General features: G+C 41.0%; 3 protein-coding genes. All 3 read left to right on the top strand.

The annotated features are described in order from the left end of the window. Window positions 1-234 precede the first annotated feature (234 nt). Genes MAE_RS26195 through MAE_RS26185 form a run of 3 tightly spaced genes read left to right on the top strand, consistent with a single transcriptional unit; the run spans window position 235 to window position 21,022 of the window. Window positions 235-3,531 carry a non-ribosomal peptide synthetase gene (locus MAE_RS26195; protein WP_012268173.1) on the top strand — a complete coding sequence of 1,099 codons (3,297 nt, stop codon included), beginning with the start codon at window positions 235-237 and terminating at the stop codon, window positions 3,529-3,531. A 14-nt stretch (window positions 3,532-3,545) separates the two neighbouring features. Next, complete coding sequence (locus tag MAE_RS26190; protein WP_231859679.1) at window positions 3,546-6,851, top strand: non-ribosomal peptide synthetase; 3,306 nt, start codon at window positions 3,546-3,548, stop codon at window positions 6,849-6,851. Continuing rightward, the gene (locus MAE_RS26185; protein ID WP_012268171.1) at window positions 6,848-21,022 is read left to right on the top strand and encodes a non-ribosomal peptide synthetase; all 14,175 of its coding nucleotides are present in this window, start codon (window positions 6,848-6,850) and stop codon (window positions 21,020-21,022) included. Before MAE_RS26190 ends, MAE_RS26185 begins: the two co-directional genes overlap by 4 nt. The last annotated feature ends 130 nt before the right edge of the window (window positions 21,023-21,152 follow it).

Below are 21,152 nucleotides of genomic sequence, written 5' to 3'. Positions count from 1 at the left end.
GGTTCAAAGTAATGAGGTGCGCCGATTTTCTTCCCCGTTTCCTGTTCCCTCAAAGCGATAACAGACCTTGCGACATCATGGTGAAAAATGTTCAATATATATTACATTTTGTCCTCGGCTTCCTTGCGCCCCTACAGTGGGGCAAATTCGGTTTCTGTAGCGGCATAAAACATACGCCCTCGCCTAGAAACCTTTTTTGATCATCACAAATGCGGGAGAGTCATGAGTAGAAATATGAAAACAATTTACCCACTTTCACCGGGACAAGAAGCAATGTGGTTAATCTGCCAAATTGCTCCGGAGAGCGTTGCTTATAATATATTTATTACTGCAAAAATTCATGCTTATTTAAACATTGCTGTTGTCAATCGTGTCTGGCAAAAAATTATTGAAAAGCACCCAATTCTGAGAACCACCTATACCAGTTATGAAGGCAAACCGGTACAGAAGGTTAACCAGCAAGAGAATTTTAAGGTTGAGGTAATAGATGCCAGCGACTGGAGCGAAGACCAATTAGTAGAAAAAATCTATGCTATTGCTGACCGCCCTTTTAACTTAGAAAAAGATTCAGTTTTGCGGGTGAATTTATTTACTCGTTCAGCAGCAGAACACATTCTCTTGCTGACAATGCACCACATTGCTGGTGATATGTGGTCTTATAATTTACTGCTGAGTGAATTTCAAGCTTTATATCCCGAGGAAGTGGAGCAAGTTAGTCAACAGCAGACAGAAACAGCCCCAGATTCTTGGAATGAAAATAAAACTTATGCAAATTTTGTCCAATGGCAAGCAGCAATGCTATCGGGTAATAGGGGAGAAAAACTGTGGCAATATTGGCAACAACAATTAGCTGGCGAATTGCCAATTTTGCATCTGCTTCCCGACAAACCTCGCCCTCCAGTAAAGACTTATCAAGGAGCCTCATACATTGCCAAGCTAGATGAACAGTTAACTGAAAAACTCAGGTATCTAGCTTCAGCATCGAACACCAGTCTTTATCAGATTCTGCTCACAGCATTTTACGTCCAACTTTACCGCTACACTAATCAAACAGATATTCTTATAGGTAGTCCGATGAGAGGTCGGACGGCTAAAGAATTTAAAGAGATTGTTGGCTACTTTTCCAACCTGACCGTTTTAAGAATTTCTGTTCAGGAGAATGCCACATTTACAGAACTTCTGGCTCAAGTTGGCAAAATAGTTAGACAAGCCCAAAAGCATCAAGATTACCCATTTTCTTGGTTAGCAGATAAACTTCAGCCACAAAGAGATACTAGCCGTTCGCCTTTATGTCAAGTCAGTTTTGCTTGGCAAGCACTAACTTGGTGTGAAGCAAAAAATAATTCCTTGCATTTGCAAAAATCCCTGTTGCGAATGGAGCCATACTTGAAAGGACAACGAGGCGGACACTTGGATTTGAGTTTAATGGTAAGGGAAGCGAAAGGGGAGATTGAGCCGTGTTGGCAATATAACACCGACTTATTTGATGCCGCTACCATTGAGCGTATGGTCAAGCATTTTGTCAGACTGCTCAACTCTATTGTGCTGAACCCACAGCAGCCCATTTTCCAATTATTAATGCTCACAGAAGTTGAGCAGCAGCAGTTACTTTTTGAGTGGAATAATACTCAGGCTGACTATCCATTAGATAAGTGTATTCATCAATTGTTTGAGGAACAGGTGGAACGAACTCCTGATCATATAGCGGTCGTGTTTGAAGACCAGCAGTTAAATTATCGGGAGTTGAATGCCAGAGCGAACCAGTTAGCTCATTACCTGCAAAATTTGGGGGTGGGACCAGATGTGTTGGTGGGAATTTGTGTCGAGCGTTCCCTAGAAATGATGGTAGGACTGCTAGGTATTTTGAAAGCAGGTGGAGGTTATTTACCAATTGACCCTGAGTATCCAACTGAGCGTTTACTGTATATACTCCAAGATGCTCAAGTTAGAGTTCTATTAACCCAAAAACATTTAATCGCAGGACTTCCAAAACACCAATCAGAACTCGTTTGTTTAGATACTGACTGGTCGTTTATCACTCAAGCACAGGAATCAAATCCCTGCTGTGAAGTTCAACCGGAAAACTTAGCTTATGCAATCTACACTTCAGGTTCAACAGGAGACCCAAAGGGAGTGATGATTCAGCATTCCTCCGTTGTCAATCTTGCTCACGGACTGCATCAAGCTATTTATGCTCACCATCAGATTTCCCCATTGCGAGTCAGCATCAATGGTTCTTTAGCTTTTGACACTTCCGTGAAACAGATTATCCAACTGATATATGGTCATAGCCTGAACATTGTGCCAGAAAAGGTGCGATTTGATGGCCATGCCATGTTATCCTACCTGCGGCAGCAAAAAATAGATGTATTGGATTGCACACCATCGCAACTGAGGCTACTGATTTCAGTAGGATTGCTGGACAGTGACAATCATCCTCAATCTGTTTTGGTGGGAGGAGAAGCCATTGATGAATCTATGTGGGCAACTTTGGCAAAGGCTCAAAACATTAATTTCTATAACGTTTATGGACCGACAGAATGCACTGTGGATACCACAATCTGTTTGATCACAGCTAACCTCAAACCAGTGATTGGTCGTCCTATTGCTAACGTACAAACCTATATTTTAGACGAATATTTACAACCTGTTCCTGTTGGTGTGCCTGGGGAATTACACATAGGCGGTGCGGGATTAGCGAGAGGCTATCTCAATTGTCCAGAGTTAACCAATGAAAAATTTATCTCTCATCCCTTCCATCAGACAACAGAAAGCAGATTATATAAAACAGGAGATTTAGCTCGTTATTTACCGGATGGCAATATCGAATACTTAGGACGTATTGATAACCAGGTAAAAATTAGAGGATTCCGCATTGAATTAGGAGAAATTGAAGCGGTTCTGAGTCAGCATAATTATGTAGAAACAACTTGTGTCACCGCTCGTGAAGATAGTCCAGGAATAAAACGCCTAGTTGCTTACATCGTGCCGCCCAAAAATGTCACCCCAAGCACAAATGAACTGCGGCAATTTCTCAAAGCTAGGCTCCCAGATTACATGATTCCTAGTGCTTTTGTTACCTTAGAAACCTTACCTTTAACCCCCAATGGCAAATTAGACCATCGTGCTTTACCTGAACCCAACTTGCGTGGGGAGATAGAATTGAATTTTGTTGCTCCTCGTAACCTAGAAGAAGAAATATTAGCCACAATCTGGTCACAAGTTTTGCGAGTAGAGCCAGTAGGTATCTATGATAACTTCTTTGAACTGGGGGGCGATTCCATCCTGACTATTCAAATCATTACTAGAGCGAGAAAAGCAGGATTAGAGTTAACCCCCAAACAATTATTTACCCATCAAAGTATCGCCGAATTAGCCACAGTAGCAACAAGAGTCACCGAGTCACAAACAGAACCAGAAATAGTGAATCCTCCGCCGCCTGAAGCGGATACTGGAGATTACACCGCCCAAGATTTCCCCTTATTAGAAATCGACCAAATAGAACTAGAACAAATATTAGCTCAACTGTAACGATGAACTCCCAGATGAATAACACAAATAGACAAAATGTAGCCGATATTTATCCCCTATCGCCGATGCAACAGGGGATGTTGTTTCATAGCTTGTATGAGCCAGATTCAGATGTATATTTCGTCCAATTTAGTTGTAATTTAAAGGGCAATGTCGATACAACAATATTCGAGCAAGCTTGGCAAAGATTAGTAGAAAAGTATGTCGTTTTCCGTACAGCTTTTATTTGGGAATCATTGAGCCAACCTGTACAAGTAGTGTATCGACAAGTAACTGTGAGAGTCGCTACATTTGATTGGCAACATTTAACCGCACAACAGCAAGAACAGGAATTAGCAGTTTTTTTGGAGAGTGATCAGCAAAAATCCCTAGAATTGTCTGAAGCTCCATTAATGCGCCTAAATCTGATCAAGTTGGATAAAAATACCTATCAATTTGTTTGGAGTAGTCATCATTTATTACTTGATGGTTGGTCTTTATCTTTAGTGATTAAAGATTTTTTAAAGATTTATCAAGAAATTTCTCAAAATCAGATTAGCACTGATCAACCTGTTGTCAGCTATCGCCAATATATTGCTTGGCTACAGCAACAGGAACAAAAACCAGCCGAAGAATTTTGGCAACAAAAACTGCAAGGTTTTACTGCTCCTACTCCTTTGGTCATAGAAAGATCAGCGAATTCAAAAAATAGCAACGTCTATAAAAAACAGCAAATTCAGTTCCCCGCTTCAACCACAGCTACCTGCCAATCTTTTGTTAGGAAAAATCGCTTGACACTGAATAATTTAGTGCAAGCAACTTGGGGATTATTGCTATCGCGCTATAGCCAAGAAACAGACATAGTATTTGGTGCGACTGTATCTGGTCGTGAGACATCTATTGCTGGTATTGAAGCAATGGTGGGATTATTTATTAATACCTTGCCCATGCGAATCCAAGTTAAACCGGACACCTCAGCACTGACTTTATTGAAAGATTTACAAGCTCAGTTAGTTGAGTCTAATCAATACTCATATAGTTCATTAGCAGAGATTCAAACTTGGAGTGAAATCCCTAGAGGTGCATCTTTATTTGACAGTATAGTTGTTTTTGAAAATTATCCAGTTGACGCTACTGCGGTATTAGGCAATGATAGTTTTTGTCTGGAAAATATTCAGGTTTCTCAACAAACTAATTATCCTCTAACATTAATTGCGCTCCCTGGGGATCAATTACAGGTGCGAATTAGCTATGATACTAACCGATTTGATGATGGGACAATTACTCGCCTATTGGGGCATTTTCAAACCTTACTGGAGGGAATGGTCGCCAATCCAGAGGCGCGAGTTTCTCAATTACCTCTGCTGACAGAATTTGAGAAAAATCAATTATTAATAGACGGTCATAATCCGCAGGTTGATTACCCAGTTACTAAGTGTCTTCACCAGTTATTTGAAGAGCAGGTAAAACGCACACCCGAAGCGGTAGCAGTTGTATATTCAGATCAACAATTAACCTACAATGAATTAAATAATCGAGCTAATCATTTAGCGCATTATTTGCAATCTTTGGGAGTAAAACCTGATCAATTAGTGGGTATTTGTCTTGAACGTTCTTTAGAGATGATTGTGGGTTTATTGGGGATATTAAAAGCGGGTGGTGCTTATGTTCCTCTTGACCCAGAATATCCGATTGAACGGTTAAGCTTCATGTTAGAAGATGCTCAATTATCAGTGCTGTTAACGCAACAAAAGCTAGGAGAAACTCTACCTCAACATCAAGCGCAGATTATTTATTTAGATACCGACTGGGAAAAAATTGCCGAAAACAGCCATTCAAATCCAGAAAACACCGTCACCCCAGATAACTTAGCTTATGTTATCTACACTTCCGGTTCCACGGGTAAACCGAAAGGAGTTTTAGTCAATCACTCCAATGTCGTGCGATTATTTGCCGCTACAGATGCTTGGTATAATTTTAATAGTCAAGATGTCTGGAGTCTATTTCATTCCTACGCTTTTGACTTTTCGGTGTGGGAAATGTGGGGAGCTTTGTTATATGGTGGACGCTTGGTAGTTGTCCCCTACTTAATAACTCGTTCCCCCGAAGCATTTTATCAGCTATTATGTCAAGAAAAAGTAACAATTCTCAATCAAACTCCTACCGCTTTCCGTCAGTTAATTCAAGCTGAAGAATCCTTAAAAGGAAGTTTTCCCTTATCAAGGGGGGATCGTTCATCGACAACAGATAACGATTTAAGCTTACGTTTAGTTATTTTTGGAGGAGAAGCTTTAGAAATTAACAGCTTACAATCTTGGTTTCAGCGCCATGGCGACCAATGCCCCCAATTGGTTAATATGTACGGAATTACGGAAACTACCGTTCATGTCACCTATCGACCATTAAGTATGACCGACTTGGATAGTACAGCTAGTGTGATTGGTCGTCCCATTCCCGACTTACAAGTATATTTACTAGACCAATATTTACAACTTGTACCGGTTGGTGTACCCGGGGAGATGTATGTGGGGGGTGCCGGAGTAACAAAAGGTTATCTCAATCGTCCTGAATTGACCAAAGAAAGGTTTATTTCTAGTCCTTTTGAGAAGGATGAAGTGATCCCCCCAACCCCCCTTAATAAGGGGGGCAATGAGCCGTCAAAATTATATAAAACGGGAGATTTAGCCCGTTATTTACCCAAGGGAGAATTAGAATATTTAGGACGCATTGACAATCAAGTTAAGATTCGGGGTTTTCGGATTGAGTTGGGGGAAATCGAAGCATTATTAGCATCTCATCCCCAGATTTGGGAAACAGTAGTAATAGTGAGGGATGATGCAACAGGAGATAAGCGTCTTGTGGCCTACATTGTGCCACAATCGGAAAAAACGATTACCATTAACGAAATACGGCAATTCCTGAAAGCTAAATTACCCAGTTACATGATACCTAATGCTTTCGTTATTTTAGATGCCTTACCCCTTACTGCTAATGGAAAAATAGATAGTCGAGCTTTACCCCCACCAGAATCTAGTAGTGAACCATCAGAAAAATATGTTGCTCCGCGTAACCCGATCGAGGATATATTAGTAACTGTTTGGTCAGAAGTGCTAAAAGTCGAGAAAGTGGGTATAAATGATAACTTCTTTGAACTGGGAGGACATTCCCTACTAGCCACTAAATTAGTAGCACAGATCCGCGATCGCTTGAAAGTTGAACTTCCCCTACGTCAGTTATTCAACTCGGCCACACTAGCAGAATTAGCCCAAGGGATTGAACAGTTAAAACAGGAAAAATCCGCTCCCATCGTTCCAGCCATTTTACCAAGAAAAAGAAAATGAATTTTGAAGAATTACCTTTATCTTATGCCCAACAGCGTTTATGGTTCTTAGATCAATTAGAACCAAACAGTCCCTTTTATAATATTTCCTTGGCCTTGCATTTAGCAGGAAATCTCCAGGTAGATGTCCTCGAAAAAAGCCTACAAGAAATTATTCAGCGCCATGAGTCCCTCCGCACAAATTTCGCCACTATTGAGGGAAATCCTGTACAAATAATCAAACCAGAAAGTAATTGGCAATTAACGCTTGTCAATGGGAAAGACAGCCCAAAATATCGAGAAGAGCAGGAAATAAAAAAATGGCTAGAAATTCACAGTCATCAACCCTTTGATTTAGCCAATGACTCCCTGATTAGGGCCACCCTACTTAAGTTATCAGACACAGAACATTTTTTGCTGATTTGTCTGCACCATATTGTCTCTGATGGTTGGTCAATGGGGGTATTTATTGAGGAATTGACAACCCTTTATAATGCCTATACTAAAGGTTTAGAACCTCTTTTACAAGAGTTACCAATCCAGTACGCAGATTTTGCAATTTGGCAAAGGGAATATTTGCAGGGAGAAATCCGACAAAATCAGTTAAATTACTGGCAAAAACAGTTAGCAGCAGCACCCGCCTTATTACATCTACCTACGGATTATCCCCGTCCTCTACAACAAAGTTTTCAGGGAGATCGCATAAAATGTATCCTTTCTCCAGAACTTAGTCAAGGGTTAAATAAGCTGAGTCGGGAAAAAGGTGTCACCTTATTTATGACCCTGTTAACCGCATTTCAGACCTTACTCTATCGTTACACAGGACAAACAGACATTTTAGTCGGTACTCCCATCGCTAACCGTACTCGTAGTGAATTAGCTGGGTTAATCGGCTTTTTTGTCAATACCTTAGTCTTAAGAACAGATTTAGCAGGAAATCCCAGTTTTAGCGAGTTATTAAAACAGGTACGAGAAACAGCAACGGATGCTTACGACCATCAAGATTTACCTTTTGAGATGTTAGTAGAGTCCCTACAACCTGAAAGAAATATGAGTTATACTCCTTTATTTCAGGTGATGTTTGGTTTAGATAATGAAATTGTAGATAGTATAGATTTAGAAGGAATAAAAGCCACTCGTCAGCCTTTAGAATTTAAGACAGCTAAGTTTGACTTAAGTTTATCTATACAGGTAAAAGAAGCTGGATTAACTGCGATTTGGGAATATAATACAGATCTGTTTGACAAAAGTACAATTGAGCGATTATCAGGGCATTTTGTTAACCTATTAACTGGGATTATTGCTAATCCAGAACAAACCGTTAGCCAATTACCATTACTGACAGAAAGTGAGCGCAATCAGTTATTATTTGATTGGAATCAGACTGAAACTGACTACAAAAATGATTTATGTCTGCATCAGTTGTTTGAACAACAAGTAAAACAGAATCCACAGGCGATCGCTGTTAGACTAGAAGATGAATTTTTAACCTACGAGGAGTTAAACTGTAAGGCTAATCAGTTAGCCCATTACCTACAATTTTTAGGGGTAAAAGCCGATAGTTTAGTCGGGATTTTTGTTGAACGTTCCCTAGAGATGATTATCGGAATCCTGGGAATACTTAAAGCTGGGGGAGCTTACGTTCCTTTAGATATTAATTATCCAAAAGAGCGAATTACCTATATTCTTGAAGATACTCAACTTAGTATTCTCCTGACTCAATCACAACTTCTGGAACAATTACCAGCATTTCAAGGAACAACTATCTGTTTAGATCAAGACTGGTCAATAATCGCCAAACAGAGTACAGTTAACCCTTTGGTAGCAGTTGAGCAGCACAATTTAGCCTATATTATCTACACCTCTGGCTCCACAGGTCAACCCAAAGGGGTAATGATTGAACATCGCTCAGTAGTCAACTATATCCTAACTACTATTCGAGAGTATGGTATTACCTCAGAGGATCAAATTCTGCAATTTTCCTCTATCTGCTTTGATGCTTCTGTTGAAGAAATCTTTGTTAGTTTGTTATCGGGTGCGACCTTGGTATTGCGAACAGAAGAGATGTTGCGCTCTAGTGAGTATTTTTGGCAATGTTGTCAAAAATGGCAATTAACGGTTTTAAGTTTTCCTACTGCCTATTGGCATCAATTAGCCTCTGAATTAACCCCTGATACCCTGCCAATTCTCTCAAAGATTAAACTAATTGTCATTGGTGGGGAAGCCATTCAACCGGCAAAAGTCCAGCAATGGCAAACAGTTACGGGTCAATATTCCCCTCTTCCTCGACTATTAAATGGTTACGGACCAACGGAAGCAACCATTGCGGCGACTTTCTCCGAATTTACTTCACCAACTATAACCAATATTCCCATTGGGCGACCCATCAGTAATACTCAGGTTTATATTCTCGATGCTTTCTTACAACCTGTTCCTGTGGGGGTAGCTGGAGAATTACATATTGGTGGTATGGGATTAGCGCGGGGTTATTTTAATCGTCCAGAGTTAACACAAGAGAAATTTATCCCTAATTCTTTTGAGAAGGATGAAGTGATCCCCCCAACCCCCCTTAATAAGGGGGGCAATGAGCCGTCAAAATTATATAAAACGGGAGATTTATGTCGGTATTTACCCGACGGTAATATTGAGTATTTAGGACGGATTGACAATCAAGTAAAAATTCGGGGTTTCCGCATTGAATTGGGAGAAATTGAAACCGTTCTTAGTCAGCACAATGCAGTAAAAACGGCTGTTGTGATTGCCCAAGAAGATGAGACAAATCAGAAACGTTTAGTCGCTTATATTATTCCCCAAGTAGAGATTATTTCCCCCCAAAAAGAGAAAAATTCGCTTAATGTTACTGAACTGCGGCAATTCCTGAAAGCTAAGTTACCAGAGTATATGATTCCTAGTGCCTTTGTCATTTTGGAATCCCTACCCTTAACGCCCAATGGTAAGATTGATCATCGTGCTTTACCGGCTCCCGAATTCCAAAGCCAAGCGCAATACATTGCGCCGCGTAACCCCATTGAGGAGATATTATCCTCGATTTGGGCAAAAGTGCTAAAAGTTGCACAGGTGGGGATTCACGACAACTTCTTTGAGTTGGGTGGACATTCATTATTAGCAACGCAACTAATTTCGCGCATCCGTGAGGCTTTTCAGGTAGAAATACCCTTACGCGAGTTATTTGTTGCACCGACAATCGCCGAATTGTCCCAAGAAATAAAACGGCTTTCCGAAGGAGAACAACTAACTGAACTGCCGATTTTACCCAGGGACAAAGCAGCAGAATTACCCCTATCTTTTGCTCAGACTCGTCTCTGGTTTTTGGCTGAATTTGAGTCGAATAGTTCTTTTTATAATATACCCCTAGCCTTGCGTTTAGAGGGAACTTTAAACTCAGAAATCTTAATCCAGAGTTTAGAAGAAATTTTTGATCGCCATGAGGCTTTACGCACCAACTTTATTACCGTTGATGGTATCCCTACCCAAGTTATACAAGCACGAAACTGGACAGTTACGGTTGTTGATTTACAGCATTTATCTGGTAGTGAACAAGCAATTGCCTCCCAAGAGTTAGCACAAAATCAAGCGATTCAACCCTTTGACTTAGCCGGTGAACCCTTAATCAGAATCACTTTAGTGGTGTTATCTGAAACGGAACATCTCTTATTAGTCTGTATGCACCACATTGTCAGTGATGGCTGGTCAATGGGGGTATTTCTTCAGGAACTAACCGCCCTCTATAATGCCTATATTCAGGGTTTATCTTCGCCCCTAAATCCCCTATCTATCCAGTATGGAGATTTTACCCTTTGGCAAAGACAATGGCTGCAGGGAGAGGTATTGCAACAGCAACTAGATTACTGGCAAAAACAGTTAGCCGGCGCACCGGCCCTTCTATCTTTACCAACAGATAGACCTCGACCCAATCAACAAAGTTTTGCTGGGGGACATTTACCCTTTAGCCTTTCTTGGGAATTAACCGAAAAACTGACCCAATTAACCCAGGAACAGGGTGTCACCTTATTTATGACCCTGTTAACCGCTTATGCTGTCTTACTTTACCGTTATACAGAACAGGAAGACATCTTAATTGGTACTCCCATTGCTAACCGTAATCGCAGTGAAATTGAAGGTTTAATCGGCTTTTTTGTCAATACTTTGGTTCTGCGAATTGACTTGTCAGGTAAGCCCAATTTTAATCAGTTATTGGGTCGAGTACGGGAAATGGCAATGGATGCCTATGCTCATCAGGATTTGCCCTTTGAAATGTTAGTAGAAGTCCTACAACCTGAACGAGATTTAAGTCACGCGCCTTTATTTCAAGTGGATTTTCTGCTGCAAAATAGTCCCCCGTCTCCCTTAGAACTAACAGGATTAACCGCCACTCCCCTCACCACAGAAAATGACACCGCCAAATTTGATCTAACCCTGGCGATGGAGAATACCGGTGCAGAATTAAAAGGGGTATGGGAATATAATACCGATTTATTTGATCGCAGTACCATTGAGCGATTAACAGGAAATTTCATCACCCTACTAGAAGCATTGGTTGTTAACCCGCAGCAGCCAATCTTTCAACTACCACTATTAACCGAAGTAGAGGCAAAAGAATTATTAAAAGACTGGAATGCCACCGAAAAAGACTATCCTTTCCATCAGTGTATTCATCATTTATTTGAAGAACAAGCAGCACGAACACCGGCTGCAGTAGCAGTGGTCTTTGAAGGTCAAGAATTAACCTATCAAGACTTAAATATTCAGGCGAATCAATTAGCCCATTATCTCCAATCTTTGGGGGTAAATTCAGAAGTTTTAGTTGGCATTTATTTAGAGCGGTCGCTGTTAGTTATTGTCGGATTATTAGCAGTTCTCAAAGCTGGAGGAGCCTATATACCTTTAGATCCAGATTATCCCCAGCAACGGTTGACTTATATGGCAGAAGATGCCCAAATTTCTCTACTGCTAACTCAAGAAAGTTTACTCGATTCTTTACCAGCAGAAGATGTGGGGGTAATTGTCTTAGATAAATTAGCCGAGATTTTGACGGTTCAAAGTCCAGAAAATCCCTTCAGTGAAGTGGTTCCAGAAAATTTACTATGCCTATTATATACATCTGGTTCAACCGGTAAACCTAAAGGAGTGATGTTAACTCATGAAGCTTTAGTTAATCATAGTTGGGGCATTAGTGAAGTATTCGGTTTAACAGAATCTGATCGCGTTTTACAGTTTGCTTCCTTTGGCTTTGATGTCGCTGCGGAAGAAATTTTCCCCACTTGGTTAAAAGGTGGCACAGTGGTCTTAAGACCAGGGCAAATGTTCCCAACTTTGACTGATTTTGCCGATTTTATCGAACAAGAAAGCCTCACCGTTTTAAATATTACCCCTGCCTATTGGCATGAATGGGCGCTCGCCGTTTCCCAATCATTAGCTACTGTACCATCCAGTCTGCGGGTCGTCGCCGTGGGAGGGGATGCAGTGTTACCAGAAACCGTCAATATTTGGCGACAAATGGTCGGAAAACGGGTTCAATGTATTAATGTATATGGCCCCACAGAAGCGTCTGTAACCGCCATAGTTCATGACTTGCTAGATTATCAGTCAGAAAAAATCAATTCAGTGCTGATTGGTCGTCCCATTGCTAATACAAAAGCATACATACTAGATCAAAATCTGCAACCTGTACCCATTGGAGTTAAGGGAGAATTGCATCTATGCGGTGTTCGTTTAGCGCGGGGTTATCTGAATCGGCCCGAATTGACTGCTGAAAAATTTATTAACAATCCCTTTGCTCATTCACCGTTCAATCGTTTGTATAAAACGGGAGATTTAGCGCGTTATTTACCTGATGGTAATATTGAATGTTTTGGCCGGATTGACAATCAGGTTAAAATTCGCGGATTCCGTATTGAGTTAGGAGAAATTGAAGCGGTACTTAACCAAAATATTGATGTACAAACATCTTGTGTGATTATTCGGGAAGATACTCCGGGGGATAAATATTTAGTCGCCTACATAGTAGCTCATTACGAACGGATACCGATGATTAGTGAACTGCGTCAGTTTCTGTCCAGTAAATTGCCTTTGTATATGGTTCCTCAAGCTTTTGTTTTTCTGGAATCTTTACCCCTTACTACTAATCGTAAGGTAGATCGTCGCGCTTTACCCGCACCAGATAAGATAGGAAATCGCCGGGATCAATATGTAGCACCACGCAATGGAATTGAAGAGATGTTGGTGCAAATTTGGACAGAAATACTCAAAATAGATCAAGTGGGAATTTATGATAATTTCTTTGAAATTGGCGGCCATTCTCTCCTCGCAACTCAATTAGTTTCTCGGATTCGGAGTTTATTTAAAATAGAACTACCTTTGCGGAGTTTATTTGGTGCAGCTACGGTAGCCGAATTAGCGCATCTCATTGGACAATTACAGCAGCAAAATCTCACGCTAACAGTACCCCCGATTTTACCGAGAACTAAGGATACAGAACTACCTCTATCTTTTGCTCAACAGCGTTTATGGTTTTTAGATAAATTGCAACCAAATAGCGCTTTATACAATATACCGATGGTGTTGCATTTCCGAGGCAACCTCAATCAAAAGGCCTTAGAACAAAGTTTACGAGAAATCTGTAATCGCCATGAAGTATTACGGACTAATTTTGTCACGATTGATGGACAACCGACTCAGGTTATTCAAACAACAAGGGAGACAATATCGGTCGTTGATTTACAAGATTTACCCATCCAGGAGCAAGAAGAAAAAACACAGCAATTAAAGCAAAAACAAGCCACTCAACCCTTTAATTTAGCCAAAGAATCCTTAATCAGAATCACTTTAGTGGTGCTATCGGAGACGGAACATCTCTTATTAGTGTGTATGCACCACATTATTAGTGATGGTTGGTCAATAGAAGTATTTATTCACGAACTGACCAGCTTATATAATGCTTACACTCAAAATCATCCCGCAAATTTAGCTCCCTTACCGATTCAGTATGCAGATTTTGCAGTTTGGCAAAAACAATGGTTACAAGGGGATGTCCTACAAAGTCAATTAAATTACTGGCAAAATCAACTAGCAAATGCACCTTCTTTATTATCTCTTCCCACAGACCACCCTCGACCTGCGGTGCAAAGCTTTGTCGGTACTCAGCAAGAATTTTCCCTTTCCCCCAAACTTAGCCAAGCTTTGACTGAATTGAGTCGCCAACAAGGGGTGACATTATTTATGACGCTGTTGGCTGCTTTTGATGCTTTACTGTATCGTTATACAGGGTCAAGTGATATTTTAGTAGGAACTCCCATCGCTAATCGTAATCGCGGTGAAATTGAGGGTTTAATCGGCTTCTTTGTTAATACTTTAGTGATGCGGACGGATTTATCAGACAATCCGAGTTTTAGTCAGTTATTAACCCGTGTTCGGGAAGTGACAATGGATGCTTACGCGCATCAAGACTTACCCTTTGAAATGTTAGTCGAAGCGTTGCAACCGGAACGGGATTTGAGCCATACTCCCCTATTTCACGTCGCTTTTGTCCTGCAAAATACACCTAAGTCTGAGATTGCAATGACGGGATTAACGGTGACAGATTTGCCACCGGAAAATACCACAGCTAAGTTTGATTTAACCTTAGCTATGGTTAACACCGATGATGGCTTAAAAGGTGTCTGGGAATATAATACTGATTTGTTTGAAAGTAGCACTATTGAGCGATTATCAGGGCATTTTCTCAACTTATTAGGGGGAATTGCGGCCAATCCTCAAGCGCGGATTTCCCAATTACCCTTACTGACAGAAAGCGAGACTAATCAGTTATTAATTGAGTGGAATAATACTCAAGTTGACTATCCTGAGTATAAGTGTATTCATCAGTTATTTGAGGAACAGGTAAAACGCACACCCGACGCGGTAGGAGTGGTCTGTTCCCAGCAACAATTAACCTACAATGAGTTAAATTGTCGTGCTAATCAATTAGCTCATTATCTGCGGAAATTAGGCGTAAAAGCTGATACTTTAGTCGGTATTTCCCTTGAGCGTTCCTTAGAGATGATTGTGGGGTTATTGGGGATATTAAAAGCGGGTGGTGCATATCTACCTCTCGACCCAGATTATCCCAGTGAACGGCTACAATTTGCCATCGCTGATGCTCAACTGTCATTATTGCTCACTCAAGAGGGATTAATCGATAAACTACCCGAACATCAAGCGCCGCTAATCTTGTTAGACAGATTCACAGAAGAAATTAACCAAAACAGCCAAGATAACCTAACAGGAGTAGTAACAGCCAATAATTTAGCTAATCTCATTTATACCTCTGGTTCTACCGGAAAACCTAAAGGGGTAATGGTGGAACATCGGGGACTATTTAACCTAGCTACAGCGCAAATTAAAACCTTTAACTTACAGTCAAACTCTCGCCTTCTCCAGTTTGCTTCCCTCAATTTTGATGCTTCTATCTGGGAAATTATCATGGCCATAGGATCGGGTGCAACCCTTTATTTAGACACAAAAGACGCTTTAATGCCTGGGTTGCCATTAATGGGGCGATTAAAAGATTATGGTATTACTCATGTTACTTTACCCCCCTCAGCCTTAGCGGCTTTGCCCCTAGAAGAAATCCCAGAGTTACAAACTATTATTGTAGGGGGAGAAGCTTGTTCAGAAGAATTGATCAAACAATGGGCTAGAGGGAGAAATTTCTTTAATGCTTATGGACCGACAGAAACCAGCGTTTGTGCCACGGTAGAAAAATGGACAGATGAAACCCTGAAAGTAACTATTGGTCGCCCCATTGCTAACACCCAAATTTATATCTTAGACTCCCATTTACAACCTGTCCCGATTGGTGTTCCGGGAGAATTACATATTGGTGGTATGGGATTAGCGCGGGGTTATCTCAATCGTCCCGAATTAACCCAAGAAAAATTTATTCCTAATCCTTTTGAGAAGGATGAAGTGATCCCCCCAACCCCCCTTAATAAGGGGGGCAATGAGCCGTCAAAATTATATAAAACGGGAGACTTAGCCCGTTATTTACCCGATGGTAAAATCGAATATTTAGGACGCATTGACAATCAAGTAAAACTTCGCGGCTTCCGTATTGAATTAGGAGAAATTGAATCGTTACTCAACCAAAATGAGGCGGTACAGTCTTCTTGTGTGATTGTTCGTGAAGATAATCTAGGGGATAAACGCTTAGTTGCTTACGTTGTACCGCAACCCGAAATCAACCTGACAATTAACGAAATACGGCAATTTTTGCGAGCAAAATTACCCGACTATATGGTTCCTACTGCGTTTATTCGTCTTGATGCTTTCCCCTTAACTCCCAATGGCAAAATAGACCGCCGCGCTTTACCCGTTCCCGATTTACAGAGCCAAGGTGAATATATAGCTCCCCGTAACCCCATTGAAGAAAAAATGGCGCAGATTTGGGGTGACGTACTGAAATTAAAACGAGTCAGTATTGAGGATAATTTCTTTGAATTAGGTGGACATTCTCTGTTGGCAACTCAAGTTATTTCTCGATTACAGGAAACCTTTGAGATTGTTGTTCCCTTGCGTTATCTGTTTGAATCTCCAACCATTGCTCAGTTAAGTGCGGTAATTTTAAAAGAACTGCAAACAGGTTTAGGGTTAAAGCTACCATCAATTGTCCCCGTTAATCGGGAGGATGATATTCCCCTATCCTGGGCCCAGGAACGTCTCTGGTTTGTGAATCAATTAGAAGGAGAAAGTGGGGCTTATACTATTGATTTAACGATGCGTTTGCAGGGAAATCTCAATGTTAAAGCCTTAGAAAAAGCTTTCCAGGCAATTATTCAACGCCATGAACCCCTACGGACTCAATTTAAACTCAAAGATAACCAACCAATACAAGCGATCGATCCTAATGTAACTTTCACCTTACCAGTTGTCAATCTGCAAAACCTCAGTCATTCTGAGCAACAGGTAAAAAACCTGTTATTAGCAGCAGCATCCGAACCCTTTGATCTCGAATCAGGTTCAGTATTACGAGTCAAATTATGGCAAGTCAAGACAGAGGAATATGTACTATTATTAGCCATTCACCATATTGCGGCAGATGGTTGGTCATTAGGTGTTTTAATCGACGAATTATCAGTCTATTATCGAAGTTTCTGCACCGGGACAAAAGCAGATTTACCTACTTTATCGATACAGTATGCTGACTTTGCCCTGTGGCAGCGTCAGTGGTTAACTAATGAAGTATTAGACCGTCAATTAAGCTACTGGAAGCAACAATTAACCGGGGTTCCCCTACTACACCAACTTCCCACAGACCGTCCCCGGCCAGCAATCCAAAGTTTTCGCGGAGGGACGGAGCGACTGCAACTAGATAGTCAACTAACGCAACAACTGAAAAAACTTAGTCAAGAGTCCGGTAGCACTCTCTTTATGACATTACTAGCGGGTTTTGCTGTGTTACTATCTCGTTATAGTCAACAAACAGATGTGGTAATTGGTTCACCAATTGCTAACCGTAACCGCACCGAAATTGAAGGGTTAATCGGCTTTTTTGTCAATAGTTTAGTGTTAAGATTTGATTTATCTCAAGACCCGACCTTTGAGGATTTTCTTGCGCAGGTCAGACAAACTACTCAAGACGCTTACGACCATCAAGATTTACCCTTCGAGATGTTAGTCGAAAAATTACAAATTGAGCGTCATTTAGATCGTAATCCTTTAACACAGATAGTTTTTGCCCTTCAGAATGCTCCTAGTTCTCCCTGGGATTTACCCGGAGTAAACATTGAGGAGATACCATCGGGACTTGATTCAGTTAGGGTTGACTTAGAAGTTTACCTCTGGGATGCAGCCGAAGGATTGGGCGGTTTTTGCTCTTATAACAGGGATTTATTTGATGCTGAAACCATTGTCCGTATGATGACTCATTTTAAGACTTTGTTGGCGGCAATTGTGGAAAATCCCCGTCAATCAGTAGCTTCACTACCCTTATTAAACCCAGAGGAAGAGTATCAACTATTAGAGGGTTGGAATGAGACAAAAGCTGATTACTCCTATAACAAGTGTATTCATCAATTAATTGAGGAACAAGCAGCGCGTACCCCTGATGCAGTAGCAGTAGTCTTTGAAAATCAACAGTTGACCTATGCAGAATTAAATAGTCAGGCCAATCAACTAGCTCACTATTTACGCTCTTTAGGCTTAGAAACCGAGGTAATAGTCGGTTTGTGTGTAGAGCGCTCTTTAGACATGATTGTGGCATTAATAGGCATCCTTAAAGCCGGTGCTGCCTATCTACCCCTTGACCCGGAATATCCTCAAGAACGCCTACAATTGATGTTAGAGGATAGTCAAGTACCCTTATTACTAACCCAAAGTTCACTGATTGATAAACTCCCAAATCATCGAGGCCAAACCATCTTTTTAGCTGAAATTTGGCAAGAAATTAAACCAATGAACTGGGATAATTTGACGGGGAAGGTAACAGCTTCTAATTTAGCTAATGTGATTTATACTTCTGGTTCTACGGGTAAACCTAAAGGGGTGATGGTTGAACATCAAGGGTTATGTAACTTAGCTCTGGCGCAAATTCAGACTTTTGCTGTGTCTTCTCAGAGTCGAGTGCTTCAATTTGCTTCTTTTAGTTTTGATGCCTGTATTTCAGAAGTTTTAATGGCTTTGGGAGCGGGAGCGACACTTTATTTGGCAAGTAAAGAAAATTTAATGCCCGGTTTACCCTTAATCAAGCAATTACGGGAGAATAAGATTACTCATATTACTCTACCGCCATCAGCTTTAGCGGTTCTGTCTTGGGAAAATCTTTCCTCTCTGCAAACTATTATTGTCGCCGGGGAAGCTTGTTCTCCTGAATTGGTGAAAAAATGGTCCCAGGGACGAAATTTCTTTAATGGTTATGGACCCACCGAAGGAAGTGTTTGTGCAACGGTAGCTAAATGTACGCCTTTTGACACAAAAATAACTATTGGTCGGCCAATTCCTCATGTGCAGGTTTATATTTTAGACTCCCATTTACAACCGGTTCCTATCGGTGTACCCGGGGAATTACATATCGGAGGAGCAGGGGTAGCCAGAGGTTATTTGAATCGCCCAGAATTGACAGCAGAGAAATTTATCTCTAACCCGTTTGTCTCCCTTGATCCCCCCCTAACCCCCCTTGATAAGGGGGGAGAGCAGCCGTCAAAATTATACAAAACGGGAGATTTAGCTCGTTATTTACCTGATGGAAAAATTGAATATCTGGGACGAATTGACAATCAGGTTAAAGTAAGGGGTTTCCGCCTTGAATTAGGGGAAATTGAAGCAGTTTTGAGCCAACATCCCCTAGTACAAGAAGCGGTTGTGATGGCTCGCGCTGATCAGGCAAGTGATCATGATCATGATCAGCTTAATACTAATTTGGTAGCCTACTTAGTTCCGGCTCTCAAGGGTCAAGTATTGCCCGAACAGCTTGCTCAATGGCAGAGTGAATATGTTAGTGATTGGCAAAAGATTTACGAAGAATCCTACAGTAAACCCCAACCTCAAACCGATGACCCCACTTTTAATATTAGTGGTTGGAATAGTAGTTATACGCGACAAGCTATTCCCGCAGCAGAAATGCAGGAATGGGTTGATCAGACAGTGAGCCGAATTTTAGGAAATCAACCACCGCAACGAGTGTTAGAAATTGGTTGCGGAAGTGGATTATTGCTATTCCGTGTGGCGAAACATTGTCAGGAATATTGGGGAGCCGATTATTCCGCTGCTACTATTAATAACCTCGAACATTTATGTAGCACAATTGAGGGTTTAGAGGGCAAAGTAAGATTATTACACCGAACAGCCGATGATTTTACCGGCATTCCCCAAGCTACTTTTGATCGAGTAGTAATTAACTCTGTGGTTCAGTATTTCCCTAGTGTCGATTATCTATTACAAGTTATCGCAGGAGCAGTCAAGGCGATTGCGGATCAGGGTAAGATTTTCCTAGGTGATATCCGTAGTTTGTCCTTACTAGAGCCTTACCATGCCGCGGTACAGTTAGCTCGTGCTGAAGCTAATAAAACCCTTGAAGAATGGCAAAAACAGGTGAATCAAAGTGTAGCTACCGAAGAAGAATTGTTAATTGCACCTCAGTTCTTTATTGCGCTTAAACAACGCTTTCCGCGAATTTCTTGGGTAGAAATTGCCCCGAAACGGGGTCAGGCTGACAATGAGTTAACCCAATTCCGCTATGATGTTACTTTACATCTGGATACTAATGGGCAAAAAACGACAATTCCTTGGCTAAATTGGCAGCGGGATCGGTTTTCTTTAGGGCAACTACAAGATAAACTAAAACTGGAACAACCAGAATATTTAGGCATCAGAGATGTACCCAATCAACGATTACAAAAGGCACTACAAATTTTAGACTGTTTAGAAAATTCTCCCGGGGTAACAACGGTGGGAGAATTGCGGCAATTGTTAGCAAAAAATAGCGGTATAGGGATTAATCCTGAGCAAATGTGGCAACTGGGAGAACAGTTAGGTTACACTGTTCATCTCAGTTGGTGGGAAGGTAGTCAAGATGGTTCTTTCGATGTGGTTTTCTGTCGCCAGAATGCCATCTTAGAACCGATAATAAGTAAAGTTGATCAACAACCATACCCCAATTTTTGGGATGATGAGACGATTATTCCCAAATCCTGGACTGATTATACGAATAATCCTTTATATGGTAAATTAGTCCAGAAGCTGATACCACAGGTGCGGGAATTTGTCCAACAAAAGCTACCTAGTTATATGGTTCCCCAGGCTTTTGTTTTGCTTAATACCCTACCTTTGACTCCTAATGGTAAAGTAGATCGGCAGGCTTTGCCTACACCCGATACAGCTACACGCAATTTAGCTACGGGATTTCTCGCACCTCGTACCCCGATTGAAACTCAAATGTCTCAAATTTGGAGTGAAGTTTTGGGGGTCGAACGTATTGGAATTAAGGATAATTTCTTTGAATTGGGAGGACATTCTTTGTTAGCGACTCAGGTTATTTCCCGTTCCCGCGATCTTTTCTCGGTGGAATTGTCTTTACAAAATCTGCTGGAATACCCAACTATCGCTAATTTAGCCCAAATCATTGAAGTTCTTACCGTTGCACCGGGACAAACAGCTATGACTGAAAGCTTGGAAGATTATGAGGATGGTGAATTATAAAAACAGTTAAAGTTTTAGCTGATATCAATAGTTTAGCAAGACAGTTAAAACGGCAAAGGACAAATATTGATCCTAGTCAATGGCAATCTGATGTACTTTTACATCCTCAGGGCAAACTTCGTGATTTAGA

Origin of the sequence: Microcystis aeruginosa NIES-843, from assembly GCF_000010625.1 — a bacterium.
GTDB lineage: Bacteria > Cyanobacteriota > Cyanobacteriia > Cyanobacteriales > Microcystaceae > Microcystis > Microcystis aeruginosa.
The sequence above is the reverse complement of the archived record's forward strand: the minus strand, read 5'-3'. Positions and strand labels throughout refer to the sequence as shown.